The following is a 24862-nucleotide window of genomic DNA, read 5'->3' on the forward strand; positions in this document are numbered from 1 at the left end:
GAGGCATTGGTCGTTCGACCGGCCGATCCACTCGCCGTCGCCGTCGCGGCGCCGGACGGCCGCGGCGTCGGCGGGGTGCGGGCGGCCCTCGTCGCAGGGCTCGAGGCGGGCTGCGACGGCTCCAGCGCCCGTTCCCGTCGACGCGGACGACGACCGGGTGGACGCCCTCGCAGGCGCGGGACGTGATGTTGGCGAGGTCCGGGCACCAGGCGCCGCAGCCGCCGTCGGCGGCGCCCGGGACCGCGATGCGTCGGCACGCTCATTGCGTTCACGCGACTGTCACGCCGCGCCCCCCGACCGGATGCGGACCCCGACGCTCACCCCTCCCCGAAGATCCACCGGACCGGGCATCCATCGCGTTCGCGCCAGCCGGTGCGAAAGTGGCTCGATCGCGTGTTGCCGGTCCGTGCACAGAGCCCCAGCCTGAGGGGCGGGAGCGCTCCCACACACGCGAAGGAGTCCACATGCAGCGTTGTCATATACATGCTCACCTCGTCGTCCGGGGGCGCCGCTTGACACTCCTGGTGAGCACCCTCCTCCTGGCCGTCCCGGCCCTTCTCCTGACGATCCTCGCCCCCTTGCCCGCCGCGGCGGCGGACCCGTCCCCCGTCCCACTGTCCTCGCTCCACGCGACCACCACCCAGGTCGCGTCCGGGCTGAGACGGCCCACCGCCCTGGTCGCCCCCGACGACGGCACGGACCGGTTGTTCATCACCGAGAAGTCCGGCAGGATCCGCGTCTACCACCCGGACACCGGCCTGGCGTCCGCCCCGCTGCTCGACATCACCCCGGCCGTCGACGAGTCGGGCAACGAGCGCGGCCTGCTCGGCATCGCCCTCCCGCCCGACTTCGCCGACAGCCAGGACCTGTACCTGGCGTACACCGCACTGCCCGACGGCGCGGTGACCCTGGCCCGCTACCGGCTCGACGAGGCCCGTCTGGAGCCCCTGCTCTCCCAGCCGCACGCCGAGTTCAACAATCACAATGGCGGCCAGCTCGCCTTCGGGCCCGACGGCAACCTCTACTGGAGCATCGGCGACGGCGGCGGTTCCGGGGACCCCTTCCGCTCCGGGCAGCGGCTGGACACCCTGCTCGGCAAGATCCTGCGCATCGACGTGAGCCGTGCCTGCGCCCCGCTCGCCTACTGCGTCCCCGGCGACAACCCCTTCGTCGGTACCGCCGGCGCCCGTCCGGAGATCTGGCTGTACGGCCTGCGCAACCCGTGGCGCTTCTCCTTCGACCGCGCCGACGGCTCCCTGTGGATCGGCGATGTCGGCCAGGGCCACTGGGAGGAGGTCGACCACCTCCCCGCCGGGCAGGGCGGTCTGAACCTGGGCTGGTCCTGCTACGAGGGCCTGGAGAAGTTCGAGGGCGGCGACTGCGCGCCCGGTGAGCAGTACACCGCGCCGGTCTTCAGCTACTCCCCGTACACCGGCGGCTGTTCGGTCATCGGGGGCCACGTCTACCGGGGCCGGGAGTACGCCGACCTGGTGGGCGGCGTGTACATCGCGACCGACTACTGCTCGTCCACCGTCTGGGCGCTGCGCCCCGACGGGCGGGGCGGCTACGAGCAGGCCGAGATCGGTGGGATGCCGACGCAGGTGACGTCGGTGGGCACGACCGTCGACGGGGAGTTCTACGTGGTCAACGACCTGCCGGGCGGCCTGCACCGCGTGTCGTTCAGCCGGGAGGAACCGGCCTGCCGGGTGGACCGCGCGGTGACGTCCTGGGGTACCGGGACGACCGTCGACCTCACGGTCACCAACACGGGCGATGCCCCGGTGAGCGGCTGGACGCTGGAGTTCCCGCTGTCCTTCGGGCAGACGGTCGTCTCCGACTGGAACACGGAGCTGACCCAGCTCAGCAACACGATCTCGGCGGCCGCCGCCCCGCACAACACCACGATCGCGCCGGGTGCGAGCGTCACGCTGGGATACCTGGCGGAGCACACCGGCGACGCGTCGCCGCCGCCACGGTTCACCCTCAACGGGGACGCGTGCGCGGTGGGCCGCTGAGCCGGCGGGCATCCGCCGCGGGCCGACGCCGAGTCCAGGACAGGGCTCGGCGTCGGGGCGCCACCCGTGTCCCGCCAGGCGTCGCCCGCCCGACGAGGAGTGCGGGCGTGCCCCCGTCGGGCGCCGCCCCGAGAGCCAGGGGGTTGGCGTTCGGATCAGGTCGGCGCCGCCCGCCGCCTGGAGCGGCGCAAGCCATGACCGGTCAGGCGTCGCCCCGCCCGAAGAGCGGCGCGAGCAGCAACTGGGCGGCGCCCTCAGCCACCCCCCGTGTCCCGCCGGGCGCCACCCGCACCGGTACGGCGCCGTCCTGACCGCCCTCGCGCCGTGCTCGGGCGTCGAGGACGGCGCCGACCCCGCGGACGAACGCCTCGGGCGCGGCGGCGACCGTGCGGCCCCCGAGCAGGACCAGGTCGATGTCCAGCAGCCCTGCGAGGTTCGCAACGCCCGCGCCCAGCACCCTGGCCGCCTCCGCGAGGTCACCGCGGGCGACCGCACCGAGGCACAGGGCCTCTATGCAGCCGCGGGCGCCGCAGGTGCAGGGCGGACCGTCCAGCTGGATGACCTGGTGCCCGAACTCCCCGGCTCCGGTCCGCGCGCCCCGGTGCACGCCCCCGCCGATCACGAGTCCGGCTCCGAGTCCCGTACCGAGGTGCAGGTAGGCGAACGACCGGCTGTCGCCGCCCGCGCCGCCGACCGCGAGGCCGAGCGCCGCCGCGTTGGTGTCCTTGTCGACGACGACCGGCACGCCGAGCCGCCGGGCCAGCGCGTCCCGCAGCGGGAACCCGTCCCACTCCGGGAAACCGGTGACGCGGTGCAGCACGCCGCGGACGTGGTCGAGCGGCCCCGGGAGGGCGACGCCGAGGCCGAGCAGGCCGGGGACGTCGGCGAGCGCACGGTCCGACGGCCGCAGCGTGTCGGCCACCAGCTCCCCCGCGGCCCGCGCCACCCCCTCCACCACGGCCTGCGCTCCCGCTCCGAGGTCCAGGGCGCGGCGCCGCTCCCCCACCACGGCGCCGTCCAGGTCGACCAGTACCGCCCGCAGCTCGTCCCGGTCCAGGTGCACGCCGAGCGCGTGGCCGGCCTCCGGGACCAGGCGCAGTACCGTACGCGGCTTGCCTCCCGTGGACGCACGCCGTCCGGCCTCGGCGGCGAGCCCGTCCTCCCGGAGCCGCGCGGTGATCTTGCTGACCGCCTGCGGGGTGAGGCCGGTCCGCTCGGCGAGTTCGAGCCGGCTGATGCCGCCGGCGCCGGCGGTGCGCAGCAGGTCGAGCACGAGGGCGGCGTTGTGGCTGCGCGGGGCGAGCAGGTTGGCTCCGCCCGCCGCACCCGGCACGGCGCCCCCGGCGACACTGTCCCCGGCACCACCGGCGACACCCCTCGCGGCACCACCGGGCCCCGCGGGGGCGGCGCCCGGCCCCGGCCCGCCCGGGCACCCGGGAGCCTCCGGGTCGCGCCCCGCAGCCGTACCTCCGCCGTCGCTCCTCTTCACGCCCCCATTGTCCCCGGCGCTTGCACTTTGGCAACACCGTTGCGAAAGTAGGACGCATGACTGGTACTCCTCCCGGCAATCCCCCTCTGCGCGTCGGCCTCGTCGGCTACGGCCTCGCGGGTTCCGTCTTCCACGCCCCGCTGATCGCCGCCACCGAGGGCCTGGCCCTGGACACGGTCGTCACCTCGAACCCGGAGCGGCAGCGGCAGGTCCGCGCCGAGTTCCCGGACGTGCGCACCGTCGCCGCGCCCGACGAGCTGTTCGACCGGGCCGGTGAGCTGGACCTGGTCGTCGTCGCGTCCCCGAACAAGACGCACGTGCCGCTCGCGACGCGGGCCCTGGAGGCCGGTCTGCCGGTCGTGGTGGACAAGCCGGTGGCGGGCACGGCCGCCGAGGCCCGCGCGCTGGCGACACTGGCCGAGGAGCGCGGCCTGCTGCTCTCCGTCTTCCAGAACCGCCGCTGGGACAACGACTTCCTCACCCTCCGCAAGCTGCTCGCCGAGGACGCGCTGGGCGAGGTGTGGCGCTTCGAGTCCCGCTTCGAGCGCTGGCGCCCGCAGCCGAAGGGCGGCTGGCGCGAGTCCGGCGACCCGGCGGAGATCGGCGGTCTCCTGTACGACCTCGGCAGCCACGTCGTCGACCAGGCCCTCGTCCTGTTCGGCCCGGTCACGCAGGTGTACGCCGAGTCCGTGGTCCGGCGGGCCGGCGCGGAGGCGGACGACGACACGTTCCTCGCGCTCACCCACGCGAACGGCGTCCGTTCCCACCTCTACGTCTCCTCCACCGCCGCCCAGCTCGGCCCCCGCTTCCGGGTGCTCGGCTCGAAGGCGGGCTACGTCAAGCACGGCCTCGACCCGCAGGAGGCGGCGCTGCGCGAGGGCAAGCGGCCGGGCCCCGGCTGGGGCGAGGAGGACGAGTCGCTGTGGGGCCGCGTCGGCGCCGGGGACTCCCCGCTGACCGGCGGCGGGCAGGTGGCGGCGACCGTCCCGGGCGACTACCCCGCGTACTACGCGGCCGTGGCCGAGGCCCTGCGCGAGGGCGGCCCGAACCCGGTGGACGCGCTGGAGGCCGCCGCCGCCCTGGACGTACTGGAGGCGGCCCGCCGCTCGGCCCGCGACGCAGTGGTGGTGTCCCTGTGAGCGCCGCGAAGCCGACCGCACCCGAGGCGTCCGAACCGTCGGTACCGTCCGTGGCGGAGCTGGAGGAGCAGGAACGCCGCCTGGTCTTCCGCCGGTTCACCCACGACGACGCCTGGGCGCTGGGCTCCCTGCTCGTCGAGCTGGCCCGGGAGCGCGAGGCCCCGGTCGCCATCGACATCCACCGCGCCGGACAGCAGCTCTTCCACGCCGCGCTGCCCGGCTCGACCCCCGACAACGACGCCTGGATCGCCCGCAAACGCCGGGTCGTGGAGCGGTACGGCTCGGCGTCGTACCTGGTCGGCTCGCGCTTCCGGGCCAAGGGCACGACCTTCGAGGAGTCCTCGCGGCTCGACCCCGATACGTACGCGGCGCACGGCGGCTCCTTCCCGCTCACGGTCGCCGACGTCGGCGTCGTCGGTGCGGTGACGGTCTCCGGGCTGCCGCAGGTGGAGGACCACCGGCTGGTCGTCGAGGCGCTGGAGCGGTTCCTGGGCGAGTAGCCCGACCGGCCCCGGGCGGGCGTGGTCGGGGAATCGGTGGTGGGTACCCGTGGTTGTCTGGCAGAGACACAGGATGATCACGGTGCCCACCGGAGGGATCGCAAGCGATGAACGAGGCGACGGTTTCGCTGAAGGAATCGGTCGGACGGTACGGCGTCTGGAGCGGCGGGTTTCGCTCCGACGACCCGGAGGGCGCGCCCGAACGCGCCGAGGCGGTCGCCGAGTTGGAACGGCTCGGCTTCGGCGCCCTGTGGCTCGGCGGCAACACCGCCGCCCGGCTCGCCGCGCCGCTGATCGGGGCCACCGAGCGGATCGTCGTCGGCACCAGCATCCAGAGCATCTGGGAGCACAAGGCGTCCGAGGCGGCGGCGAGCTTCGCCGAGCTGGAGGTGTCCCACCCGGGCCGCTTCGTGCTGGGCCTCGGCGTGAGCCACGCCCCGATCGCGGAGGGGTACCGCCGCCCGTACTCGACGATGGTCGGCTACCTGGACGAGCTGGACCGGGCCGGGATGGGCTCCGGCCACCGGGTGCTGGCCGCGCTCGGCCCGAAGATGCTGGACCTGTCCCGGGACCGGGCGGCGGGCGCCATCCCGTACCTGGTCACGCCCGAGCACACCGCGCAGGCCCGCGAGCGGCTCGGCGAGGGCGCGCTGCTGGCCCCGGAGTTCAAGGTCGTCCTCGACTCCGACCCGTCCCGTGCCCGCGCGACGGCCCGCGCCTATCTGGCGATGTACCTGAAGCTGCCGAACTACACGAAGAACTTCCTCAACCTCGGCTTCACCGACGCCGACGTCAGCGGCGGCGGCAGCGACCGCCTCATCGACGCCGTCTTCGCCTGGGGCGACGAGGCCACGGTCCGCGCCCGCATCGACGCCTTCCACGACGCGGGCGCCGACCATGTCGCCCTCCAGCTGGTGGAGGACGACATGACCCGCCTCCCGCGGGAGGGCTGGCGCCGGCTCGCTTCCCTACTGAGGTGAGAGCACGCGCCCCGAAGGGGCGCTGGGAACTGCGCGACCAGCCACGACGCGCCGTCAGCCGTCGACGCGCCACAGGGCGCCAGTGGCCCAGTCCCCCAGCGCCCCAGCGGAGCGCCTACGCGTTCTTCAACTCCTGCCGCTGCCGCCCCAGCCCCTCGACCTCCAGCTCGACCACGTCCCCGGCCCGCAGGTACGGCTTCGGCTCGGGCTGCCCCATCGCCACCCCCGCCGGCGTCCCGGTGTTGATGACGTCACCGGGGCGCAGCACCATGAACCGGCTCAGGTACCGCACGACCTCGCCCACGGGGAAGATCTGCTCGGCGGTCGTGCCGTCCTGCTTCAACTCGCCGTTCACCCACAGCCGCAGAGCCAGCCGCTGCGGGTCGGGCACCTCGTCGGCGGTCACCAGCCACGGGCCCAGCGGGTTGAACGTCTCGCAGTTCTTGCCCTTGTCCCAGGTCCCGCCGCGCTCGATCTGGAACTCCCGCTCGGACACGTCGTGCGCGACCGCGTACCCCGCGACACACGCGAGCCCCTCCTCCGCCGACTCCAGGTAGCGGGCGGTGCGCCCGATGACGACCGCCAGCTCCACCTCCCAGTCGGTCTTGGTGGAACCGCGCGGCACGAGCACCGTGTCGTGCGGGCCGACCACCGTGTCCGGCGCCTTGAAGAAGACGACCGGCTCGGCGGGCGGCTCGGCGCCGGTCTCGCGGGCGTGGTCGTGGTAGTTCAGCCCGATGCACACGATCTTGCCGATGCGTCCCACCGGCGGTCCGACGCGCAGCCCGGTGCCGTCCAGGGCGGGCAGCTCACCGGCCGCGGCGGCGGACCGGATCCGGTCGAGCGCGCCCTCGTCGGCGAGCAGGCCGCCGTCGATGTCCGCCACGACGCCCGACAGGTCTCGCAGGGTTCCGTCGGCGTCGAGCAGCGCGGGCCGCTCCGACCCCGCCGTACCGACTCGCAACAGCTTCATGATCCCCAACTCCTCGATCGCGGGCAGCCCGCCCGACGATGCGCGACCTGGGTGCGGCAGCGACGCGACAGCCGTCGGAGGACTGGTCGATCCTCCAAGGCCCGGTTCCACTCCGCAATACCCCGTTCACGTACTGGACCGTAGCCACGCGGCCGCCCCGCCCCGCGTTCAGCGGTAGAGCACGGCCCGCTCGACGGCGCTCCACGTCGTGCTGGTGACCATGTACAGCGCGGCGGCCAGCGGCACCACGGCCACGGTGACGAGGGTGAAGAAGGACATGAACGGCATGACCCGGGTGATCGCGCCGACGCCCGGGACCGCCTCCCCGCCACCGGCGGGCAGCACCGGCCGGTCGGCCATCGTCCGCTTGGTGAGCCGGTAGCTGAAGGTGGCGACCGCGGCGACGACCGCGAACAGCGCCACGTACACGAGCCCGGCCCCGCCGGTGAGCCCGCCGTCTCCGAACACGTCGGCCCAGCGTCCGCCGAGCGGCGCGGCCAGGAGCCGGTGGGAGAGGAGTTCGTTGGCCTCGCCGCCGATCGTCGAGCTGGAGAAGAGGTGGTAGAGCAGGAAGAAGGCGGGGACCTGGCAGAGGCTGGGCAGGCAGCCCGACAGCGGGGAGACCTTCTCCTCGGTGTGCAGGGCGAGCACGGCCCGCTGGAGCTTCTCGGGGTTCTTCGCGTGCTTGCGGCGCAGCTCGGCGATCCGCGGCTGGAGTGCGGTGCGCGCCTTCTGGCCGCGGGCGGCGGCCCGGGAGAGCGGATGGACCAGGAGCCGTACGAGGGCGGTGAACAGGACGATGGCGGCGGCCGCGGCGGAGGCGCCGAACACGGGCTGGAGCAGGTCGGCGAGGTGCTCGACCAGGCTGGCGAAAACGGACATGGGCGGGTGAACCCTCCGGGGGTCTCGTCGTGCCGGTGACGGTGAAGCCGGCGTGCGGCCGGCGAATGGCGGCATGACGACACGGCCCGCGCGGGGATGTGCCCTGGTGGAAGGGGGTGCCCTACGCGGCGGTCGCCGGGAGGGCGTGTCCGGGCGCTCGGGGCCGGCGGCGGCCGGGCGCGTCGGGATCGCGTTGGGGCAGGAAGGCCGTACGCAGGTCCCGGTCCCTGATGGCCGTACGCACCCGCGTGGGGGGCACGGCGGGCGCGCAGCGCGCGGCGATGACGGCGCACACGGCGAGCGCGGAACCGACCGCGGCGGTCGCGGCGAGCGCGACGGTGGCGGAGAGGCTGCCGACGTCGACGAGCGCGACGGGCAGGAGGACCAGCAGCAGGACGAGGAAGGGGCGCGGGCCGGTCCGTTCCCGGTTCATGGCCACTCCCCCTCTCGTACGCGTGTTTGCCCCAGTTATACAGGACGACCGCTTGTGCGGGACGGCGTTGCGCGGGACCCTGCTACTCGGCCTCGACCGGCTGGAGGAGCCGCCGGGGACCGAGCAGCGCCCGGCTGACCGGGTCCGCCGGGTCGGGGTCGAGCCCGGGACCCGGCCGCATGTCGATGTCGCGCACGGCGACGAGGCTCCCGCAGGCGGGGCAGGACCCGAGGGGAGTGAGTTCCGTGCCGCAGTCGGCGTGCCAGAAGGTGCGCATCGGCTCGCCGCCGAGCTGCTCGCGCCCCCAGACGCCGAGCGCCCGCAGGGCGGGCCACAGGGCGATGCCGCGGTCCGTGACGACGTACTCGTCCCGGGGCGGCGACTCCTGGTACCTGCGCTTCTCCAGGATCCCCTCGGCGGTGAGCGCCTGGAGGCGGTTGGCCAGGACGGCGCGCGGGATGCCGAGGTGGACGAGGAAGTCGTTGTACCGCCGGACGCCGTAGAGCGCGTCGCGGATCACCAGCAGCGTCCAGCGCTCGCCGACGACCTCCAGCGCGCGGGCGATCGAGCACTCCTGCGTCGCGTAGTCCTTGCCCAGTGCCATGCCGTCCACTGTAGCCACCTTTCGCCATTCGGTTCAGTCATCGAACCGACGGTGCTAGGTTGGTCCGCCTCAGGTCAGTTCATTGAGCGAACCCACACAAAGCGGAGCGGACAGCCAGCCATGACCGACACCGGCACGGACTCCCCGACCACCGCGACACCGACGCCCCCGGCCGCCACCCCGGAACGGGCCTCGCCGCCCCCGCACCCCGGCCGCACCCTCGCGCTGACCAGCGCCGCGACCGCCGTGGCCCTGATGGCGTTCACCGCGCCGATGGTCACGCTCCCCGAGACCGCCGCCGATCTGCACACCCCGCTGTCCGCCCAGGCCTGGCTGCTGAACGGCACCCCGCTGGGCCTTGCCGCCCTGCTCCTGGTGGCCGGCAGCCTGGCCGACGACTACGGACGCCGCCGGCTCTTCGTCTCCGGCACGCTGGCCCTCGGCGTCACCACCGTCCTCGGCGCCTTCGCCTCCACGACCTGGCTGTTCACGCTGGCCCGCATCGCCCAGGGCGCGGCGAGCGCGGCGCTGCTGGCCAGCAGCCTCGGCCTGCTCGTCCACGCCTTCCCCACCCCGGCCGGACGCCTGCGCGCGACCGGCGTGTGGGGCGCCTTCGTCAGCGGTGGGATAGCCGTGGGCCCCGTTGTCGTCGGGGCGATACCCGACTGGCGCGTGGCGCACGGCGTCCTCGGCGCCGCCGCGCTGGTGGTGGCGGGGCTCGGCGCGCGGTCCCTGTCGGAGTCGCGCTCACCGCGGGAGGGCCGGCCGGACCTCTCCGGGGCGCTGACGTTCGGACCGGCGCTGGTCGCGCTGGTGGCGGCGCTGACGCTGGGCCGGGACGGGTGGCTGCGCGCGCCGGTGGGCCTGCTGCTGGCGGCGGCCGTCCTCCTCGGCGCCCTGTTCGCCGTACTGGAGCGCCGCGCGGCCACCCCGATGATCGACCTGTCGCTGCTGCGCCGCCCGCTCTTCCTGGCGTCCTCCGCGGGCGGGCTGTTCACGGGCCTGTCGGTGATCGGCCTCTTCAGCTTCCTGCCGACGGTGCTGCAACGGGCGCTCGGCCTGTCCCCGATGGACACGGCGCTGCTCTTTCTGGTCTGGGCCGGGCTCGCCTTCGCGGTGGCCCTCCAGGCCCGCCGCATCGCCCACCGCGTCTCCGCGCGCCACCAGTTGACCGTCGGCTTCGCCCTGCACGCGGTCGGCGTCCTGACCATGCTCGGCGCGGTCGGCGCGGGCTCCTGGGTCCGGCTGCTGCCCGGCCTGGTGCTGGCGGGCGTCGGCAGCGGCCTGCTCAACGCCGCGCTGCCGCTGCTCGCGGTGGAGTCGGTACCGGCGGCACGCGCGGCCATGGGCTCGGGCGCGCAGCAGACGTTCCGCTACATCGGCTCGTGCGCCGGGGTCGCCCTGACGGTCGCCATCGCGACGTCGGCGGGGAGCCCGGGGGCGGGCACGGACGTGGCGCTGTGGGTGTCGGCGGGGCTGGCCGTGGCGGCGGCGGTGCTGGTGGGGACGCTGCGGGAACGGCGCTGAGCGGACCGACGCCGTCTCGCCCCTCCTCGGCACCACTCCCCGCCCTCGGGCCGGGCGGCGTCCCCCGGGGAGGCTGCCCCCGGTCACCTCACGGCAGTACGGTGTCCCCCATGCGCCCCGACACGCCCGCCGAAAACGTCGACCACGCCGCCGAGGCGGCCCGCCTGGAACGGACCGCCGGCCTCTACCCGGAGGACGCCGAGGCCCTGCTCCTGCGCGCCGCCGCCCACCTGGAACTGTCCGGCGACCGCCCGGCCGCCACCAAGCTCTACGACCGCCTGCTGTCCGCCGGGACCTCCGCACCGCTGGACAACCCGTCCCTGGTCCGCGCCCTGAAGGCGTCGAACCTGTGGGAGTACGACCACGAGGCGGAGGCCAGGGCGATCATCGACGGCGTGCGTGCGGCGTCGCCGCGCGACCCGGCCCCCTGGGTGATCGTGGCCGAGGCCCTGGAGGCCCACGACGAGCTGGAGGCGGCGCACGAGACGTTCACGGAGGGCGCCCGCCTGCTCCTGACGGACGTACCGGAGCCCCCGTACCCGACCCACCCGCTCCTCTACGGCCGCCACCGCGTCCGCAGGATGCTGGGCCTGGCCCACGACGAGTGGGACACCCTGGCCGACACCCTGCACTCGATGCCGGTCTCCCTGGACGAGCTGCACGACCCGAAGCGCGTCTGGTCCCTGGGCTCGGACAACCCGGCGGACCTGGAGGCGGAGATCTCCCGCCTGCGCGCCGAGCTGGGCGCCTACCGCGAGGCCCTGTCCCGTCCGTTCCCGGTGGCCATGCTCCACTGGCCGGCCGGTGAACTGACGGAACTGACCGAGGCGTACCCCTCCCTCGCCGCCGAGTACCCCTCCTACGACGACCACCTGGCGTCGATAGAGGCCGCCCTGCGCGAACTGGCCTCGTCGGGCACCCCGAACCTGGGCGTGGTCCCGGGCACGGTCCCCTCCTACGAGGCCTTCGCGGCGTCCGAGGGCGCGTCCCCGGCCGACCCGACCCTGCTCCCCCAGTACGCGACGACCCTGGCGGCCCGGGGCCTCGCGGTGGCGTGGCCGCCGCAGCGCGGGGCGGCGTGCTGGTGCGGGTCGGGGCGGACGTACGGGGAGTGCCACGGGCAGGACGTCGCCGGGGGCCGATGAGATTCGGGGCCGCCGGGCGTCTACAGGTGCGAGAGCCTCGCCGAGAGCCGCACACCGCGGGGCGGGCGCCGGAACCCGAGCAGACCTGGGAGACACGACATGAGCACCGAGCAGAACGGCTTCTCCTACACCCTGACCCGCACCCTGGACGCCCCCGCGGCCCAGGTCTGGCAGGCCTGGACCATCCCCGACCAGTACGCCCAGTGGGCCTACGCCGTCCCCGGCACCGTGGAGATGGACGTCCGCCCCGGCGGCGCCTGGAAGGCCACAATGCGCACTCCGGAGGGCGCGGAGTTCCCGTTGACCGGCTCCTACATCGAGGTCGCCGAGCACCGGGCCCTGACCATCGGCATGGACGTCCCGGGCCGCCCGGACCCGGCCACGATGACCGTCGAACTCACGGAACAGGGCCCCCGCAACACGGTCATCACCCTCCACCAGACCTGCGACACGAAGGAGGAACGGGACGGCGCGGAGCAGGGCAGCAACATGCTGCTGGACGGGTTGACGGGGTTTCTGTCGGACGGGGCGAAGGACTGACCGCCCCGTCCGACCGCGCCCGCTGCCAGGGCCGCCCCGGCGTCGCGAGGCGTGAGCACTTCGCAGTACAGGGTTCACACCTTGCTCCATCGCAGGGCGAGCGCTTCCGGCGGGGCGGATCACACGTCGATGGCGTCACGAGCATGGCTCACGAAGTGCTCCCGCTTCTTCGACGCGTGGTTGAGGAAGCGCCGGATACGGTACGAGTCGTTGGCATCCAGCGCGTCGCCGCCCTCCCGCCCCACGATCCTCGCCTCGATCGCCGCGACGCAGGCGGACAGGGACTTGGCCAGCTCCCCGGCCATCCGCGCCAGCTCCTCCGGCCCCTCCAACTCGACGGCGGTCTGCGCATCGTGCAGTCCCCCTCGAACCAGCCTGCGGGTCGCGTCGAGCGTCGCGCGCACCCCGTCGAGATCATGCCCCGGCCTGCCCAGCTCGGCCTCGACCCCGCGCAGCGCCTCGTAGACCTCGTCGGCCTTGACCGTGAAGGCGGCATACGCATCACGGCGCAACTGGCGCCGCCAGTGCCGATGCTCGGCCCGCACCTGCCGCTGCCCCGCCATCCCGGCGATGGCCGCCGCCAGGGCAGTCCCGACCACACCGACCCCGGCACCCAGTACCGCTGCTGTCCCTGCGTCCACGGGAAGAGGGTGCCAGCAACGCCTGCACGGCGAGGGCATTCCGACCGAGCAGTCGGCAGACACCGCCGTCGGAGACCGAGTCAGTTGATGATCTCGGCCCGCCCCTCCTGCGCCATCACGGCCAGCCGGTCCCGCCACATCTGGAGCGCTTCGGGGGTCTGTCGCGTCCAGTCGGTGACCTCACCGACGATCCGGATCGGCTCCTTGCTTCGGTAGGAGCGGGTGGGGTTTCCGGGAAACTTCTTGTCGGTGACGTTCGGGTCGTTCTCGAACTCCCCGGTCGGCTCGACGGCGTACACCCGCGGTTCCCCGTCCCCGGCGGCAAGCTCGGCGGCGAGGCCTGCGCCGTCGCGCAACGCGGTGAAGTAGATGTGGTTCATAAGGACCTCGGGCCGGTAGTTCGAAGGAAAGCCCGCGGTGAGGTGATCCCCGATCCGCAAGTCGGCCTTCGTGCCGTGAAAGAAGGGCCCCTCGTCCAGTACCTCGTCCATCGCGGCAGGCTACCAACCACGCTGCCGCGACCACTTGCCGTTCCCTGCACCTGGGTGTCAGTGGCTCCTGCTACAACTGCATCCACATCAACGTGGTGCCGAGAGGGGTCGGGGTGGAGCAGGCGGGGAGTCCGGAGGGGCCGGTCGCGGGGGTATACGAACAGTTGGTGACGGATCGCGTGCGCGGTGATCTGGATCGATTGGAGACCGCGGGGTGGAAGGCCATCGAAGCCGAGGTCGGTGCAGAATCGTCACCCCATGTGCTGGCCCGCCACGTCGGCGACATAGTGGCACGCCATCTCAGCCAACTCAGGCCCGAGGACCGAGTCCCCTTCGCGAATCGCGTACTTGAGTCCCTGGCAGCCGATGTCGGTGGGCAGAGCGGTGCAGAGTCCCTCAGCACGATCGTCGAAGGGCCCCGCCAGTTGCTGGCGCTGGCAGAGCAGGAGGCACCGGGCGCCTATGCGATCCGTCCGCTCACGCCCCTCTCCGAAACATCCCTGCTCACCAACTCCCCTGAAGACCTCAACCTGGGCGCGGAGCTGCGGGCCGAGTTGGCCACGGCTGATCGCATCGATCTGCTCTGCGCATTCGTGAAGTGGTACGGCATCCGCGTGCTGGAGGACTCGCTCCTCGCAGCGAAGGAGCGGGGCATCCCGATCCGGATCATCACCACGACCTACATGGGTGCCACGGACCGCCTCGCGCTCGACCGGCTCGTGCGCGAATTCGGCGCCACCGTGAAGGTGAATTACGAGACCCGATCGACCCGGCTGCACGCCAAGGCATGGCTCTTCCGACGCAGGACGGGTTTCGACACGGCGTACGTCGGCAGCTCGAATCTCTCCCGCGCGGCGCTGCTCGACGGCCTTGAGTGGAACGTACGCCTGTCGTCGGTGGCCACACCGGCGGTGATAGACAAGTTCGAAGCCACCTTCGACGCGTACTGGAACGACGTGGCTTTCGAGACGTACGACCCGGATTCCGACAGCGATCGCCTCGACGAAGCACTGGCCCAGGCGGGTGGGACGGCGTCGCCCACCGACTTCAAGATTAATATTTCCGGGCTCCAGGTGCGTCCCTTCCCGCACCAGCGGGACATGCTGGAGCGGCTCAGCGCGGAGCGCGATATCCGGGGGCGGCATCGCAACCTGCTGGTCGCGGCCACCGGGACGGGGAAGACCGTAATGGCCGCCCTCGACTATCGCGAGCTGAGCAAGCAGGCGGCCTCCGGTCGGCCCAGGCTGCTGTTCGTGGCACACCGCAAGGAGATCCTCAAGCAGTCCTTGCGTACGTACCGCGAAGTGCTGGTCGACGCCTCGTTCGGCGAGTTGCTGCACGGCGGCGCCGATCCCCAGGATTGGAACCACGTCTTCGCCAGCGTCCAATCGCTCAACGTCCAGAGGCTGGAGCAACTGGCGCCGGACCACTTCGACGTCATCGTCATCGACGAGTTCCACCACGCCACGGCCAGTACGTACCGTCGGGTGATCGAGCACTTCACCCCGAAGGAGTTGCTGGGGCTCACCGCCACACCCGAGCGGATGGACGGGCTCAATGTCCAGGACGAGTTCTTCGATGGCCGCATCGCCGCCGAGATGAGGCTTTGGGAGGCCCTGGAGAACGACCTGCTGTCTCCCTTCCACTACTTCGGTATCCCGGACGGCACCGACCTCACGAACCTCACCTGGCAGAAGGGGTCGTACGCCGATCAGGAGCTTGGAAACCTCTTGACGGGCAACGACGCGCGAGCCCGCATCATCGTCAAGCAGATCCGGGACAAGATCTCCGACCCCGGTAGCATGCGCGCGCTCGGCTTCTGCGTCACGAAGGCGCACGCCCACTTCATGGCCGACTACTTCCGCAAGGCCGGGTTCCAGGCTGCTGCACTCGACAGCGACTCCTCGGCCGAGGTACGCGCCCGAGCACTGTCCGACCTTCAGGCTGGCGAGCTCCAGGTCATCTTCTCGGTCGACCTGTTCAACGAGGGGCTCGACATCCCTGACGTGGACACACTCCTTTTGCTGCGGCCCACCAACAGCGCCACCGTCTTCCTCCAGCAATTGGGACGGGGACTGCGGCGCACGGAGACGAAGCCGGTACTCACGGTCCTGGACTTCATCGGCCAGCACCGAGCGGAGTTCCGCTTCGAGGAGCAGTTCCGGGCCATGACCAACCTGTCGCGCAATCGGTTGGTCGAGCACATCGAGCGGGGCTTTCCCCAGCTGCCGTCCGGCTGCCAGATCATCCTGGAGGGCAAGGCGAGGAAGCTGGTCCTCGACAACATCAGGACCCAGTTGTCCGCCACGGTGAAGACGCTGGTGAAGGAGGTCAAGGAGTACAGCACTCCGCTCCTCGCCGACTACCTCCGCGAAAGCCGCCGGGAGATCAAGGAGCTGTACAAGAGCAGCAACTCCTGGACCCTCGTCCTACGCCGTGCCGGCCTGGCCGCCGAACCGGCTCCCCCGGGCGAGGAAACGCTACTCAAGCGGGTTCACGCCTTCCTGCACGTGGACGATCCCGAGCGTGCGCAGGCATACCTGAGCCTTTTGGCGGACGACGCCCCGTCGTACGAGGAGCTCGACCAGACCGGCCAGGCCTACGCCCGCATGCTGTTCTTCAACCTGTGGGACAACGCAGGCGGGTTCACCACCTATACGGAGGGCCTCGCGGCGCTACGTCCGCAGCGAGCCCTGAGGGATGAACTGCGGCAGGTGCTGTCGTACGTCATCGACCGAGCCGACCACGTCCCGATCCCGCTGTCCAACGGCCTCGGCACCGTGCCGTTGAAGGTCCACAGCTCGTACAACCGGTCGGAGATCCTCGCCGCCCTCGGCATCGCCCGATTCGGTGGTCAGATGCCGAGATCCTTCGCCCAGGGCGTGCAGTGGGCGGAGCAGTTCCAGACCGACGCACTGCTGATCACACTTGAGAAGGACGAGAAGGACTTCTCACCCACGGTCCGGTACAAGGACTACGCGATCAGCCCGAACCTCTTCCACTGGGAGTCCCAGAACGCGACTTCCCCCGACTCCGCCACGGGCAAGCGCTACCGGCAGCACGCCGATCGCGGCACCCACGTCCTGCTGTTCATGCGCCGCTACGCGAATACGGACACGGGTAAGTCGCAGCCGTGGATGCTCCTGGGACCGGCAACCTACGTGGAGCACACCGGCAGCAAGCCGATGGCGATCACGTGGCATCTCGATCACCCGATCCCGGCTGATGTGTGGTCCTACTCGGCGGCGATCCAGGCGAGTTGACCCACCCGCGTCGGCCCATGGCCGGTATCCGGTGCCTGGCGTCCCAGGGTCACTCGGGTGGGATACCCCCGTACTCATAGGGCCTCGTGGACCGGCTCGATATCCTGCGCCCATGATCCGCGCAGTGGTTTTCGACGTCGGTGAGTGTCTCGTGGACGAGACCAGAGAGTACGGGACGTGGGCGGACTGGCTTGGGGTGCCGCGACACACCTTTCACGCGATGTTCGGCGCCGTGATCGCTCAAGGCCGCGACTACCGTGAGGTTTTCGACGAGTTCCGCCCGGGATTCGACCTCTACGCGGAGCGGGAGAAGAGAGCCGCTGCCGGGCAACCCGAGGCCTTCGGCGAAGGAGACCTGTACGGGGACGTCCGAACGTGCCTGCAACGGCTTCGGGCCGATGGCCTGTGGCTTGGCATCGCCGGGAACCAGACGGTCCGCGCCGGTCGCATCCTCCGCGAGCTGTTCACCTCCGACGTCGACCTCATCGGCACCTCCGACGACTGGGGTGCCAGCAAACCCGACCTGGAGTTCTTCAAGCGGGTCGGGGACGCCGTTCCCTTCGAGGTCGGCGAGATTCTGTACGTGGGCGATCGGTGCGACAACGACATCCGGCCGGCCCGCGAGGCGGGGATGCAGACCGCTCTCGTCCGTCGTGGCCCTTGGGCCACCATCCAGTGGGAGAGCGCAGAGGCCCGGGAACTGCCGACCTTCCGGATCGAGAGTCTGGCTGAACTTAGCGACCGGATCCGCCAGTTCAACGGCTCAGTGCGCTGACCGTGGTCGCCCAGTCGTAGAGACGGTCGTCCAGGTCGCGAACGCAGCGCTCATGTTGGTGGGGAGTGAGCGCACGTCGGACCTCACGAACTCGGTCCATGCCGGTCGCGTACCAGGTGAGGGCGAGCTGGTCCAGCGCCTGTCCGGCGTACGAGCATGCTTCTTCCGGATTCCCGGCCGCGGCTTCTACGGCTGCCAGATCGCCGTAGATGACGGAGCGTTGTTTCTCTTCACCGCGGGCCATGGCCTCCAGTGCCTCCAGTAGGGTCACGCGGGCCTGTGGAAGGTGCCCGGCCAGCAGTTGAGTGTTGCCTTTGAACGCTGCGAGCCTTGCCGGGGAGAACCAGTCCATCCACTCCGGCGACGGGTGCGCGTCGCCGTCCTTCAATACGTCTTCGGCGTGGCTAATCAAGTTGAGAGCGGTACGCGTGTCACCGCATCGCGTCTCGCACTCCGCCTCGACGGCATCCAACCAGGCCAGGAATTCCGCCGACGCGTCGGTACGGCGGGCGTAGGTGCGTGCGGCGGTCATACGCTCACGTGCCGCGTCGCGGTCCCCGACCCAGCCGGGAATGAAGGCCATGTGCGCGATGACCGCCGAGCCGAGCAGGTGTGCGTCGGCCTCACCCGCCGCTTGCAGGGCCAGGAGGAGCGTCTCGTGAGCGAGGCCGGGCTCTCGCAGGTCGAAGAATTCGATCCGGCCCGCCAGGAGGTACGTCTCCGCCAGCGCCGCGGCGATCACGCTTCGAGTGGGCTCGGCAGCCTCTCGGAGCAGGACGCAGCCCAACGTGGCGTGAGCCTGAACGGCGGGATGCAGGACGGCCGGTGCGACCGACCAGTAGAGCCGCCGGTGTGACTTGGTCACCGCATGGAAGTCAGTCCCCACGATTGCCGGATGGGACGCTGCTGTCTTCCTGACCGGGACACCTGGCAGTCGCGAGGAAACGGCTGCTCCGGGAACGGGTGGATGCTGCCCCGGGGCGGAACTCAGTCCGTCGGTGCCCCATGGTGGGGTGAATCCGAGTGCCTCCAGGCTCTGGCCCAGCAACTGCGCCAGTACGCGTTGGCAATCCGGCTGGGGCCACGGCGGGTTGTCCGACTCCCAGCGCCGGACCTGCCTGGCTCCGATGGAGAGGCCGCGGATCCCCATGCGCTTCGCATGGTCCGAAAGGGCGTCGGCGAGGTCCTGCTGCGAGTTGAACCCGGCGGCCACGCGTGCGGCTTTGAGACGGACGTTCCCTGTCGGCCTGGTCACGGGCACCTCCTGAAGGTTCGACTCGTTCCAGCCTCCCACAGCAAGTCCGCTACACAGCCTTCAATCACCCTCAAGCTGGCGAATGCGCCCGCTCCAAGTCCTTTTGAAGGCCGCCAAAAGACCTATCCCCGGCGCCACCACTCGTGGAGTCTGAGCCGCGTATCCCACCGTGAGGAAACGCAGGAGGCGTCAGTGTTCACGCAGGAGGCTCTAGACAGGGTCATTTCCGAGTGGCTGGCTCGCAGTAGCCCCCATCCGGAGCAGGCTCGGCGGGAGTGGGCTACCCAGGGCGTCGCGCTGCTGCCGCTCGGGGAACGCTTCGCGGCTGTGCGCTTACCCGCGCACGTCGTTCATGCGGCGTTGCGGTCCGAGGACCGCGACCAAGTCGCTGTGGCTCTAGGCGAGTCGCTCGGAGGGTCGGTCATCCACGACCGACGAGTGGCGGGCGGCACGTACTACGCGCTGATCCAGGGCCATGCCGCCCTCGCATGGCCGTACGACGACATCGCGACCTGTCTCGGTCACGGCACCTACCTCGGCGTTCCTCGCATCGACCGGCAGCAGCCACCCGGCACCTACTGGGTGGTTCCACCCCGATACGAGGGCGACCTGTGTGCTCCTCGTGCGATCACGGCGTTGGTACGGGACGGCCACACGCGACTCGCTCAGCTAACCGAACGGGTCGGGACTCTCGCTTCCCCTTCCTGTGCGAAAAGGAGTGAGCAGATGACTCGCGCAATGGCACGATCCCCCTGGGCCCTACGCTTGGTCACCGACCGGCTCCCTGTCTCCCCAGTCCCCTACTCCTCCGCCACTCTGGACGCCACCACCCAGACCGCCCGATACACCGACGCCACCGGCCAGGTGGTCGAGATGGGCAAGCACGGGACCTCGCGGACCAGTGGTACGGCGTCCGTGTCGGGCGGCGGGGACGGGCAGCAGCCGCAGTCTCAGTCACAGGACGACACGACGACCGACTACGAGTCGGACTGAACGATGGCTCGTACCGTTCTGGTGGTCACCGCCCTGGAGGACGTGACCGCGGACTGGGTCATCGCCGCCCTGAACGAGCGCGGGGTGCCGGTGGTGAGGGTGGACCCCGCGGACGTCGGACCGCACCTGGCCTTCGGTTTCCGCCTCGGCGCCGACGAGGCTGTCTGGAGCGGACTGCTGCGCACCGAGAGCCGGGAAGTGAATCTGGGAGAGGTCGGCGCCGTCTACCATCGGCGCCCTACTCCCTACAGGAACCGGTTCGCACGGTTGCCGCGTCAGCAGCGGGAGTTCGCCGCGGCCGAGGCGAGACACGGACTTAGCGGTGTCCTGCACGAGCTGCGTTCCGCCCTGTACGTGAACCATCCGGCGGCCGTGGCGCGCGCGGAGTTCAAGCCGGGGCAGCTCCAGAGGTTCGTGGAGCTGGGGTTGCGGATTCCCACGACCCTGGTCACCAACGATGTCGTGGCGGCCCGGGAGTTCGCCGCGGAGCATCCGTCCGTCGTCTGCAAGACCTTTCGAGGGTTGCCGCCCGGGGAGGACGGCCGTGCCGGTGCGATCTGGACTCAGCGTGTTCACTCCGACGACTTCGACGACTCGCTCTCGGTGACGGCGCACTTGTTCCAGGCCGAGGTTCCGAAGGTCGGAGACGTGCGGGTCACCGTGGTCGGCCAGCGCGTCTTCGCCCAGCGGATCACTGCCCCGCGCGGTGCCGTCGACTGGCGGCGCGGTGACTGGAACGACCTGGTCCATGCCCCCGTCACCGTCCCCGCGGTCATCGAGACCGCCCTCCACGGCTACCTGGCCGCCTCCGGTCTGGTCTTCGGATGCTTCGACTTCGCGCTCACCGGTGACGGGAGTTCTCCGGACGACTGGTGGGCAATCGAGTGCAACCCGAACGGGCAGTGGGGCTGGCTCCCGGACGCGCCCGCGATCACTCAGGCCTTCGCCGACATTCTGACCACGGAAGGAACCGGCAGCTCATGACTCTGACCACGGACCTCGACAACGACGCGAGGGCGCTGCGCGCCGCCATGGTGAAGGACCTCGCCGCAGCCGATGCCGATGCCGATGCCGGTGCCGGTGCCGGTGCCACGTTCCACTCGGCCTGGCTGGTGGCCGCGGGGAAGGTGCCCCGCCACGCCTTCGTGCCCGGCTTCTACCTTCCCGCCGACGCACCCGACCCGCAGGGGCTGCCGGTGTGGGAGCCGGTGACGTCGAAGCTCGACTACGGGCGCTGGCTCGCCGCCTCGTACTCGGACACCACGCTGGTCACCCAGTTCGACGGCGAGGAGACCGACTGGGAGCAGCCGGTCGCCCGGCACGGAGGAGCGCCCACGTCGTCGTCGACGCTCCCCTCCCTCGTCCTGCGCATGTGGTCGGACGCGGATGTCGTCGAGGGACACACGGTCCTGGAGATCGGGACTGGGACCGGATACTCGACCGCGCTCGCCTGCGAACGGCTGGGTTCGTCCCATGTGACCAGCGTCGAGGTCGACGCCGTACGGCTGAAAGGGGCGGCCGACGCCCTGTACGGGTGTGGCTACACCCCGACGCTCGCCCGGGCCGACGGGTTGTACGGGTACTGGCCCGAAGCCTGGTTCGACCGGATCGTGGCCGCCTGTTCCTTCCGGTCCGTGCCGCCCGCGCTGCTCCGCCAGACCCGCCCCGGCGGGAAGGTCCTGCTCCCCCTGTCGGGGTGGCTCTACGGCAACGCCCGCGTCCTGCTCACGGTCGCCGGGGACGGCACCGCCGAGGGCCCCTTGCTGCCCGGGACCATCTCCTTCATGTCGGCCCGGGCCCATGCGGCACCGCCGTACGGGAATCCCGCCGACTGGGTCGCGGGGCTGTGCGAGGAGCAGTCCCGGTCGGCGCGGCACGCACCGGAGCGGATCACGGCCGCGACCGAGGAGGCCTTCCACTTGCGGTTCCTCGCCCAGGGTGTCGTACCGGACGCGCATCTGGTCACCCTCGACGGGGTGCCGCATCTCATCGACGTGGTCTCCGGGTCCGTCGCCACGCTCACTCCCGACGGTGGGGCCTGGAGTGTCCGGGAAGGCGGCCCGCTGAAGTTGTGGAGCCGGATCGAGGACTTCATCGACGCCTTCGACGCCGCGGGACGGCCCGGGCCGGAGACGTTCACCCTGCGGGTGGACGGCGACGGACAGCGGCTGCTGCATTCAGGCCTCCCCCGGTTGCGGCTGCCCGCGGGCTAGTCGCCCGGGCAGCCGCGTGCGGGGCCCCTCGCGGGGGCGGGCCGTCAGACCCCGGTCAGGTTGAACGTGCCCGTACCGTCCTGCCTGCCCGTGGAGTACTGGCGTATGAACTCACCGTCGGCGTACCGGTCGTAGCCCATCATGGAACCGGTGTACTTGTTCTGCACACCGATCTTCGAGCTGCCGGGTACGTCGCGGTAGATGTAGAACCGCTGGAGGTCGTCCTCCGCGCAGGGGGCCGTCATCAGGACCGCCCGGTCGGTGGCCGCGTTCGCCTCGGCGAGGGTCGCGCATCCACCGTTGCCCCAGTTCCACAGGGACGCCTCGATGACCCCGTTGCTCTCCGTCACGTCGCACAGGCGCCAGTGGTCCAGGTGGGCGCTGAAGATCGTCGAGGGCCGCAGCCGGACACCGTCGTCCGCCAGGAGCGGCGCGCCCCAGGACAGGGGCTTGCCGGGTACGGCGATCTTGTACGCCTCGGCCGAGCAGTCGAGGGCGGCGCGCGCACCGGCTCCGGTGGCCCCGGGCTGTTCGGCGGAGGGACCACTGGTGGGAGCCGGGCTGGGGGCGGGGCGGTCCTGCTCCTGCCGCGCCGTCGGCGCCACCGCACCCGCCGGGTGGTCAGCCTTCGCGGCCGCCGAGCCGCAGTCGAGGAGGGCCTGTGCCTTGGCCATGATGCTGTCGGCGGGCACGCTGTCCTGGCAGCGCACCGCGCCTTCCTCAAGGGTGGTGAAGGTGGTGAAGCTGCCGCTGCCGGGCCCCTCGGTCCACTCCAGCGCCCAGCTTCCGTCGTCCTGTTGGGCGCGGTTGCAGTTGAGGCTGCCGTACGTGCCGGTGACCTTCTTGGTGCCCTTGTAGAAGCCGTAGTAGCCCGGCTGGGTCAGGTTCCAGGTGACCGAGTTCGACTCCACGCTGGTGGAGGTGTACGACAGCTTCACGTCCAGGCCGACGGTCGCCTTGACCTCGCTGAGCGCCTCGACCGCGAAACCGGTCTCGATCGTGTCGTTGAGGCCGACGGAGACCGCGATGACCGTCGTGGTGTCGGTGCTGACGGTCTGCTGGCCGGTGGTGCCCTCGGTGACGTACCAGCCCTTGAAGTGGGTGATCGTCGGCGACACCTCGGTGGTCTTGATGTACGGGTGGCGAGTGCCGAGGTCGGCCGCCGTACAGCTGTCGCCGGGCCGGGGCGCCGTGGTGGCGGCGGGTGCCGCGGCAACCGGTGAGGCGGCGAGGCTCACGACGGTGACCGCCGAAGCGGCCGCCGTGGCGGTCACCGCCATGAGTGATCTGCCGATGCGGCTGACGGGTCCTGTGGAGCGCATCGTTGCCTGTTCCCCCCTGGTCGAGTGGGCTCGGTCGGGGTGAATGTAGCGGCCACACGGGGTGGGGGTGTGAGGCCCGAACTAGCCACAAATGATCACGGAGGGGCTTATTCCGCCCTCGGCGGAGATCGTGGCGGAGATCGTGGCGGAGATCGTTGCCAGCCGTCGAGCAGAGTGGCACCAGGGCGCGGCACGACGCGGAGCGCGAGGTCAGCTGGTTGTCGGCGAGGCACCGGTCGCGGCGAGGGACATCTCCCAGAGCCGGGCGGCGTTGTCCGGGTCGACGGCGTACGCGCGTACGCCGTTGTCGTCCATGGGGGTGTCGGGGGCGAAGACGCGGGCGACCTCGCAGTCCGCCAGGTAGAGGCCGCCGCGGTCGTCGAGGAGCGGGGAGGTGGCGGCCCACAGGCCCGTGGCGGCGCCCTGTGAGGGGGTCTTGAAGTCGGCGCCGACGACGTTGCCGTGCTCGTCCACCCACCCGGCGTCGATCTGTTCCCGGAGGGTCATCTCCCGCTGGAGACCGGTGATGATCTTCCCGGGGTGGAGGGCGAACGCGCGGACGCCGTCGTCCTTGCCGAGGGCGTCGAGGTGCACGGCGAACAGGACGTTGGCGGTCTTGGCCTGGCCGTAGGCCAGCCACCTGTCGTAGCCGGTGCGGAAGTGCGGGTCGTGCCGGCGGATGTCGGTCATGGCGTGTCCGGCGGAGCTGTACGCCACGACACGCGCTCCGCCCGCGGCGGCCAGGAGCGGGTAGAGCTCGCAGGCGAGCGTGAAGTGCCCGAAGTGGTTGGCGGTGAGCTGGAATTCCCAGCCGGGCCCGACGCGCCGCTCCGGGGTGGCCATGACTCCGGCGGCGGTCATCAGGAGGTCGATCCGGTCGATACGGTCGCCGATGTGCGCGGCGGCGGAACGCACGTCGTCGAGGTCGGTCAGGTCCATGGGCACGACCTCGCTGCCCTTCACCTCCTGAAGGGCGGCTAGGGCGACGTCGGGGCGGCGGGCGGGAACGAGGACGCGGGCCCCGGCGGCCGTCAGGGCCCGGGTGCTCTCGAGGCCGAGCCCGGAGTAGCCCCCGGTCACCACGGCGGTCACGCCCGAGAGGTCGTGGCCGGCCATCACGTCCTCGGCGGTGGTGGCGGCGGAGAACGGTGAGCCGAGCGGCTGCTGGTCTGTGTGGGTCATGCCGCCGACGCTACGATCTAGAGCGTGGTCTAGATCAAGTCCAGGGGTGATCGGCGTGACCAGCACCGAAGTGTCCGGGCGGTCGCTGAGCATCGGCGAGGTGGCCGAACGGACCGGACTGAGCGTGCACGCGCTGCGCTTCTACGAGCGCGAGGGTCTGCTCGTCGGGCCGGTCCGGCGCACGTCGGGCGGCAGGCGGCGGTACAGCTCCTTCGACGTCGACTGGCTGCTGATCTGCGTCAAGCTCCGCGAATCCGGCATGCCGCTGGCCGACCTCAAGCGGTTCGCCGAACTGGTGCGCCAGGGACCGGGCAACGAGGCGGAACGCCTGGAGTTGCTCGACGCCCATCAGCGGCGCGTCGACGCGCAGATCCAGGCGCTGGAGGAGTGCCGGTCCGTCATCGCCTGGAAGGTCGGTGTCTACGCCGAGCACCTGGCGCGCGGTGAAGCCGGTGGGCTCTGGGACCCCACGGCCTGAGGCCGTCGGGTCCCGGTCGAGC

The 24862-nt window shown here is 71.4% G+C and carries 23 protein-coding genes; 13 read left to right on the forward strand and 10 right to left on the reverse strand.

Annotation, left to right across the window (positions count from 1 at the left end):
- Positions 1–524: 524 nt before the first annotated feature.
- Positions 525–2015 (forward strand): PQQ-dependent sugar dehydrogenase, encoded by a 1491-nt coding sequence (locus tag ACGH52_RS14730; protein WP_399939646.1) that lies wholly within the window; start codon positions 525–527, stop codon positions 2013–2015.
- Between the two features lie 202 nt (positions 2016–2217).
- On the opposite strand, the gene ACGH52_RS14735 is transcribed toward ACGH52_RS14730, so the two are convergent.
- Positions 2218–3504, reverse strand: coding sequence for an ROK family protein (locus ACGH52_RS14735; RefSeq protein WP_399939649.1), 1287 nt, complete (start codon positions 3502–3504; stop codon positions 2218–2220).
- Between the two features lie 56 nt (positions 3505–3560).
- On the opposite strand from ACGH52_RS14735, the gene ACGH52_RS14740 reads away from it, so the two are divergent.
- The 3 genes from ACGH52_RS14740 to ACGH52_RS14750 all read left to right on the forward strand — a co-directional run bounded on the left by ACGH52_RS14740 (position 3561) and on the right by ACGH52_RS14750 (position 6123).
- On the forward strand, positions 3561–4643 hold the full coding sequence (locus ACGH52_RS14740) for a Gfo/Idh/MocA family oxidoreductase (RefSeq protein ID WP_399939652.1): 1083 nt from the start codon (positions 3561–3563) through the stop codon (positions 4641–4643).
- On the forward strand, positions 4640–5143 hold the full coding sequence (locus tag ACGH52_RS14745) for a heme-degrading domain-containing protein (RefSeq protein ID WP_076974511.1): 504 nt from the start codon (positions 4640–4642) through the stop codon (positions 5141–5143). The genes ACGH52_RS14740 and ACGH52_RS14745 overlap by 4 nt, the downstream gene beginning before the upstream one ends.
- A 107-nt stretch (positions 5144–5250) precedes the next feature.
- Positions 5251–6123: an LLM class F420-dependent oxidoreductase gene (locus tag ACGH52_RS14750; RefSeq protein ID WP_399939656.1), complete on the forward strand. Its 873-nt coding sequence runs from the start codon at positions 5251–5253 to the stop codon at positions 6121–6123.
- A 115-nt stretch (positions 6124–6238) separates the two neighbouring features.
- Here the strand turns inward: ACGH52_RS14750 and ACGH52_RS14755 are convergent, their stop codons facing one another.
- From ACGH52_RS14755 to ACGH52_RS14770, 4 genes are all read right to left on the reverse strand, one after another.
- Positions 6239–7096 carry a fumarylacetoacetate hydrolase family protein gene (locus ACGH52_RS14755; protein WP_399939659.1) on the reverse strand — a complete coding sequence of 286 codons (858 nt, stop codon included), beginning with the start codon at positions 7094–7096 and terminating at the stop codon, positions 6239–6241.
- Between the two features lie 168 nt (positions 7097–7264).
- Complete coding sequence (locus ACGH52_RS14760; protein ID WP_399939662.1) at positions 7265–7978, reverse strand: YidC/Oxa1 family membrane protein insertase; 714 nt, start codon at positions 7976–7978, stop codon at positions 7265–7267.
- A gap of 121 nt (positions 7979–8099) precedes the next feature.
- Positions 8100–8411, reverse strand: coding sequence for a DUF6412 domain-containing protein (locus tag ACGH52_RS14765; RefSeq protein ID WP_399939665.1), 312 nt, complete (start codon positions 8409–8411; stop codon positions 8100–8102).
- An 82-nt stretch (positions 8412–8493) separates the two neighbouring features.
- Positions 8494–9015, reverse strand: coding sequence for a winged helix-turn-helix transcriptional regulator (locus tag ACGH52_RS14770; RefSeq protein ID WP_399939668.1), 522 nt, complete (start codon positions 9013–9015; stop codon positions 8494–8496).
- Positions 9016–9135: 120 nt separating this feature from the next.
- Here ACGH52_RS14770 and ACGH52_RS14775 point away from each other — a divergent pair, with 120 nt between their 5' ends.
- The 3 genes from ACGH52_RS14775 (at position 9136) to ACGH52_RS14785 (ending at position 12227) form a co-directional block, all read left to right on the forward strand.
- On the forward strand, positions 9136–10542 hold the full coding sequence (locus ACGH52_RS14775; protein ID WP_399939671.1) for an MFS transporter: 1407 nt from the start codon (positions 9136–9138) through the stop codon (positions 10540–10542).
- Between the two features lie 110 nt (positions 10543–10652).
- Entirely contained in the window at positions 10653–11687 is a 1035-nt protein-coding gene (locus tag ACGH52_RS14780; protein ID WP_076974518.1) for an SEC-C domain-containing protein, read from the forward strand.
- Positions 11688–11786: 99 nt separating this feature from the next.
- On the forward strand, positions 11787–12227 hold the full coding sequence (locus tag ACGH52_RS14785; RefSeq protein WP_399939674.1) for an SRPBCC domain-containing protein: 441 nt from the start codon (positions 11787–11789) through the stop codon (positions 12225–12227).
- Between the two features lie 119 nt (positions 12228–12346).
- On the opposite strand, the gene ACGH52_RS14790 is transcribed toward ACGH52_RS14785, so the two are convergent.
- Together ACGH52_RS14790 and arr are read right to left on the reverse strand one after the other, a co-directional pair.
- The gene (locus ACGH52_RS14790) at positions 12347–12868 is read right to left on the reverse strand and encodes a hypothetical protein (protein ID WP_399939677.1); all 522 of its coding nucleotides are present in this window, start codon (positions 12866–12868) and stop codon (positions 12347–12349) included.
- A gap of 80 nt (positions 12869–12948) precedes the next feature.
- A complete protein-coding gene (gene arr / locus ACGH52_RS14795; RefSeq protein WP_399939680.1) occupies positions 12949–13359 on the reverse strand; it encodes an NAD(+)--rifampin ADP-ribosyltransferase in 411 nt (136 codons plus the stop codon).
- Between the two features lie 113 nt (positions 13360–13472).
- Between arr and ACGH52_RS14800 the strand changes: the two genes are divergently transcribed.
- Both ACGH52_RS14800 and ACGH52_RS14805 read left to right on the forward strand, forming a co-directional pair.
- On the forward strand, positions 13473–16622 hold the full coding sequence (locus ACGH52_RS14800; RefSeq protein ID WP_399939683.1) for a DUF3427 domain-containing protein: 3150 nt from the start codon (positions 13473–13475) through the stop codon (positions 16620–16622).
- A gap of 112 nt (positions 16623–16734) precedes the next feature.
- Positions 16735–17397 carry an HAD family hydrolase gene (locus ACGH52_RS14805; RefSeq protein ID WP_399939686.1) on the forward strand — a complete coding sequence of 221 codons (663 nt, stop codon included), beginning with the start codon at positions 16735–16737 and terminating at the stop codon, positions 17395–17397.
- Here the strand turns inward: ACGH52_RS14805 and ACGH52_RS14810 are convergent.
- Entirely contained in the window at positions 17378–18652 is a 1275-nt protein-coding gene (locus tag ACGH52_RS14810; protein ID WP_361466230.1) for a transcriptional regulator, read from the reverse strand. The genes ACGH52_RS14805 and ACGH52_RS14810 overlap by 20 nt on opposite strands.
- 192 nt (positions 18653–18844) lie before the next feature.
- Between ACGH52_RS14810 and tgmA the strand changes: the two genes are divergently transcribed.
- Genes tgmA through tgmC form a run of 3 tightly spaced genes read left to right on the forward strand, consistent with a single transcriptional unit; the run spans position 18845 to position 21858 of the window.
- A complete protein-coding gene (gene tgmA, locus ACGH52_RS14815; RefSeq protein WP_399939689.1) occupies positions 18845–19645 on the forward strand; it encodes a putative ATP-grasp-modified RiPP in 801 nt (266 codons plus the stop codon).
- Between the two features lie 3 nt (positions 19646–19648).
- On the forward strand, positions 19649–20629 hold the full coding sequence (gene tgmB, locus ACGH52_RS14820) for an ATP-grasp ribosomal peptide maturase (protein WP_399939692.1): 981 nt from the start codon (positions 19649–19651) through the stop codon (positions 20627–20629).
- Positions 20626–21858 (forward strand): ATP-grasp peptide maturase system methyltransferase, encoded by a 1233-nt coding sequence (tgmC, locus tag ACGH52_RS14825; protein ID WP_399939695.1) that lies wholly within the window; start codon positions 20626–20628, stop codon positions 21856–21858. Before tgmB ends, tgmC begins: the two co-directional genes overlap by 4 nt.
- A gap of 44 nt (positions 21859–21902) precedes the next feature.
- Here the strand turns inward: tgmC and ACGH52_RS14830 are convergent, their stop codons facing one another.
- A complete protein-coding gene (locus ACGH52_RS14830; protein ID WP_399939698.1) occupies positions 21903–23180 on the reverse strand; it encodes a hypothetical protein in 1278 nt (425 codons plus the stop codon).
- A gap of 210 nt (positions 23181–23390) precedes the next feature.
- Positions 23391–24362, reverse strand: a complete 972-nt coding sequence (locus tag ACGH52_RS14835) for an SDR family NAD(P)-dependent oxidoreductase (protein ID WP_399939701.1) — start codon at positions 24360–24362, stop codon at positions 23391–23393.
- Between the two features lie 55 nt (positions 24363–24417).
- On the opposite strand from ACGH52_RS14835, the gene ACGH52_RS14840 reads away from it, so the two are divergent.
- Positions 24418–24840 carry a MerR family transcriptional regulator gene (locus tag ACGH52_RS14840; RefSeq protein ID WP_193777692.1) on the forward strand — a complete coding sequence of 141 codons (423 nt, stop codon included), beginning with the start codon at positions 24418–24420 and terminating at the stop codon, positions 24838–24840.
- The last annotated feature ends 22 nt before the right edge of the window (positions 24841–24862 follow it).

The organism is Streptomyces sp. BBFR25, assembly GCF_044590125.1.
GTDB lineage: Bacteria > Actinomycetota > Actinomycetes > Streptomycetales > Streptomycetaceae > Streptomyces > Streptomyces canus_D.